This is a genomic window from Rhodopseudomonas sp. BR0C11, from assembly GCF_010820945.1.
Classification (GTDB): domain Bacteria; phylum Pseudomonadota; class Alphaproteobacteria; order Rhizobiales; family Xanthobacteraceae; genus Rhodopseudomonas; species Rhodopseudomonas palustris_H.
In genome coordinates this window covers 1-3,621 of sequence record NZ_QTKI01000451.1, presented here as the reverse complement: position 1 = coordinate 3,621, position 3,621 = coordinate 1, and the positions used below count along the sequence as shown (strand labels likewise).

The following is a 3,621-nucleotide window of genomic DNA, read 5'->3' as shown; positions in this document are numbered from 1 at the left end:
CGGTGTTTCCGGTCAGCGTGGTGTCGATCCAGAACGCGGTGCCGCGGCCGCAGATCGGCACCGCGACCGGCGCGATGAACTTCTTCCGGGCGCTGATGGCCTCGTTCACGGTGGCGGCGTTCACAGCGATCCTGCTGATCGCGCTCGGCGGCGACGTGCAGCTTGGCGGCGCCGAGCATCGCCATGTCGTCGGCAGCGTTGCGTCCGCCGAGATGGTCGCGGCGTTCCGCTGGGTGTTCGGCGCGGCGGCGCTGATGCTGACGGCCTCGGCGCTGTGCATCGTCGTGATGGAAGAGCGCAAGCTGGCCGGACCCGAACCGACGCTCGCGCTTTCGGAGTAGGCGTCGACGGTCGGATTTGCCGATACCCCGCCATTGAAAATTGAGTACTCTGCCGCACAACGGCCGTAAGCTCGGCGCAGGGCGTGAGCCGGCGCCGCGCCGGCGCGAGAAGCGGGTGACGGGATGGCATCCCCGGACGGCAGTGGCAGCGACAGTTTCCGCAAGCGGCGACGCCGCAATCGCGAGCGTTTTGTGCTGGCGGCGGTGCTGACATTCATTCTGGTTGCGGTTGGCGTGCTTGCCTTGGTGTTCTACGAACTGCGGCCCGTCAGCCTGAAGATCGCGGTGGGGCCGGGCGGCGGCGACGACCTGAAGCTGGTGCAGGCACTGGCGCAGAGTTTTGCTCGGGATCGGGCTGCGGTGCGGCTGGTGCCATTGGTGACGGGTGGGGCGACGCCGAGCATCGAGGCGTTTCGCGACCACAAGGCGGACCTTGCGGTGACGCGCGCCGACCTCGACCTGCCTGCCGACGCGCAGGCGGTGGCGGTGCTGCGCAAGAACGTGGTGGTGCTGTGGGCGCCGTCGTCGGCCGGAAAAGGCAAAAAGTCGATCAAGACGATTGCCGATCTCGCCGGCCGCCGGGTCGGCGTGATCGGGCGGACGCCGGCCAATGTCAAACTGTTCGACATCATTCTGGCGGAGTCCGGCGTCGCGCCCGACAAGGTCCAGAAGGAGCAGTTCGCCACCGGCCAGCTCGCCGAAATGGCGCGCGATCCCGCGCTCGATGCGTTCCTGGCGGTTGGGCCGCTCGACAGCAAGATCACCGGCGAAGCGATCGCCGCGACCGCAAAGGCGCGGGGCGAGCCGCGGTTCCTGCCGGTCGATGTCGGCGACGCCATCGCCAAGAAATACCCGATCTACGACTCCGAAGAGATCCCGGGCAGCATCTTCTCGACCCAGCCGGCGCGCCCCGAAGACAAGGTCGACACCGTCAGCGTCAATCACCTGATTATCGCGCGGCAGTCGCTGTCCTCGGTGACGGTGACCAAGCTGACCCGGCAGATCTTCGCCGCCCGGCAGCAGATCGCCCGCGAGATGCCGCTCGCCGGCAAGATCGAAGCGCCGGATACCGAGAAGGATGCGGCGCTGCCGGCCCACCCCGGCGCCGCCGCGTTCATCGACGGCACCGACCGCACCTTCATGGAGCGCAACAGCGACTACATCTGGGGCTTGGTACTGCTGCTGTCCGGCCTCGGTTCGGCGGGCGCCTGGTTCCGCAGCTATCTGAGCCGCGACGAGCGCGAAGCCGGCGCCAAGATGCGCGACCGTGCGCTGGCGATGGTCGCCAAGGCCCGGAAGGCGGAGTCACTGGAGGCGCTGGACACCTTGCAGCACGAGATCGACAAGATCCTGCGCGACACGCTGGATTGCTACGACGACGGCGCGATCGAGGACCTCGAGCCGTTCAGCCTGGTGCTGGAGCAGTTCCACCACGCGGTGGTCGACCGCCGGGCCGCCCTGAGCGCATCCGGCCCCAGGCTGGTTCCGGCTGATCCGGCGGTGCTGCCCGCCGCCCGGGCCTGATCGCTTGCAGTAGCAGGATGCCGTCAAGATTCCTGTAACTTGTCACCTCTACGGTTCCAGCCTGCCCCGGAAGAACCCGAGGGCGATGTGGTCGCGAACACAGGAGAGTGCCGTGCGACGCCTGATTTCCCGCTTCTGGGCTGACACGCGCGGCGCCACTGCGATCGAATATGCCATGATCGCCGCGGGCCTCAGCATCGTAATCCTCGGCGTGGTAACGACGCTCGGCAACAGTCTGGCGGGTAAGTACACTTCAGTCAGCGAGGCGATGAAGTAACTCTCAGTCTCCGCCCCGTTTGGTCGAGGGGATGTTGGGGCCATAGGGCCTCCAGCTTTGGAGGGTGGTCTGCGTCAGCCCGATCAGGCTTCGCTGGAGTCGGATCGGCGCGTGAGCTGCCAGCAAGCTCATCACGCTTGCCGGAGGCCGTCTATCCTTACCGAATGCTTAACCTCACGAGCCGGGAACTCCGTTGCCTCGTCGGACGCCGCGATGGTTAACCGCTTCTTCGGCGTTCGCGGCTAACCGTTTGGGTTCGTCGTCCGACAGCCAACCGAAGGTCTGAAGCATGCGGCTCGCCGGCACATCGGCCTTAGGCGATGCACGATCGGGAACGGGATCTTGGTCCGCCGCCGATCCGTCGGGCGAACCGCTGGCCCGGATTCTCCTGACCTTCGCCGTTGCGCTGGGGGCGACTGCATTCTCGCCGCTGCTGCATATCGCCAGTCCGGTTCTTGCTATTGCGGTCGAGACGCTGATCGCGGTTGCGATCGCTCTGTTGATGCCGGCGCAGGGGCCGGTGATCGCGATCTTCGTGCTGGTGTTTCAGAACGTCTTCGTCTCGCTGTATTCGTCGCTGCTGACGGACCCGTCCGAGCTCGAGATTCTGAAAGGCTATAACTTTCTGATCTGCGCGGTGATGTGGCTGGTCGCGTTCGTGCAATCGATCCTGTCGCGGCGATCGCCCGGTCTGAACCGCATGTTGCTGGCCAGCACCGCCGTGCTGGCGGTGATGGGGATCTACTTCGTGATCGGCCTCGGCCGCGAGCCGAAGGCATCGGCGATCTATCTCCGCAACATCGGGCTGCCGCTGCTGCTGTTTCAGCTCGCGCTGCTGGCGGCTGCGAATCATCGGATTCGGGTGACGCCCTATATCGTCATCATCGCGGTGATGATCCTGATCTGCGGCGCCGTCGAATTCCTGTTCCGCGATACCTGGCTCGCTCTCACCAATGGGCACGCCTACTGGCGGCTGGAAGAGATCAAGGCGGCGAAATCCGGCGTCTGGGAGCGCGAGATGCGCACCACCGGAAAGGTGATCGTCGGCATCAAGGATCTGTTCGTCGTCGACTTCTTCAACACCTCGCTGCTCAGCGGTCTCGGCCTCGGCCAGATGCTGCGGCTGTACGGACCGAATATCAGCCCGGTCAGCTTCGCCTACGGAATTGGTTTCTTCTCGCTGTTCCTGTTCGCGATTGGGCGTGCCGGTCTCGGTGCGTTAGCATTCGTGTTGATGCTGTTATGCGGCGTCAAAGGCGCGGCGATCATGGTGCTGTTCGTCGGCGCCGCGTGGATCGGGACGATCGTGATCGGCCCGGTGCTGGTGCTGCTCGGCGCCATCGGGGTGCTGGCGCTCTATGCCGTCCTGGTGATCCACAGCGGCCTCAAGATCGGCGATTATCACGTCATCGGCCTGATGGGCGGGTGGAACGGATTTCTGGCGGCGCCACTGGGGCGCGGGCTGGGATCCGGCGGCAA

The 3,621-nt window shown here is 65.6% G+C and carries 3 protein-coding genes and 1 pseudogene; all 4 read left to right on the top strand.

The genetic code is table 11. The annotated features are described in order from the left end of the window. Positions 1–341 (top strand): annotated as a pseudogene (locus DYI24_RS23200) (MFS transporter); the annotation flags it as partial. A gap of 123 nt (positions 342–464) precedes the next feature. After that, positions 465–1,865, top strand: coding sequence for a TAXI family TRAP transporter solute-binding subunit (locus tag DYI24_RS23195; RefSeq protein WP_164574008.1), 1,401 nt, complete (start codon positions 465–467; stop codon positions 1,863–1,865). A gap of 112 nt (positions 1,866–1,977) precedes the next feature. Beyond that, positions 1,978–2,142, top strand: a complete 165-nt coding sequence (locus DYI24_RS23190) for a Flp family type IVb pilin (RefSeq protein ID WP_012495417.1) — start codon at positions 1,978–1,980, stop codon at positions 2,140–2,142. Between the two features lie 289 nt (positions 2,143–2,431). After that, positions 2,432–3,621, top strand: a 1,190-nt coding sequence (locus DYI24_RS23185; protein ID WP_164574007.1) for a hypothetical protein, incomplete at its 3' end; no start/stop codon positions are given.

Excerpts from the sequence above, each read along its gene's own strand:
- DYI24_RS23195 (WP_164574008.1), top strand. The coding sequence starts at position 465 with ATGGCATCCCCGGACGGCAGTGGCAGCGACAGTTTCCGCAAGCGGCGA.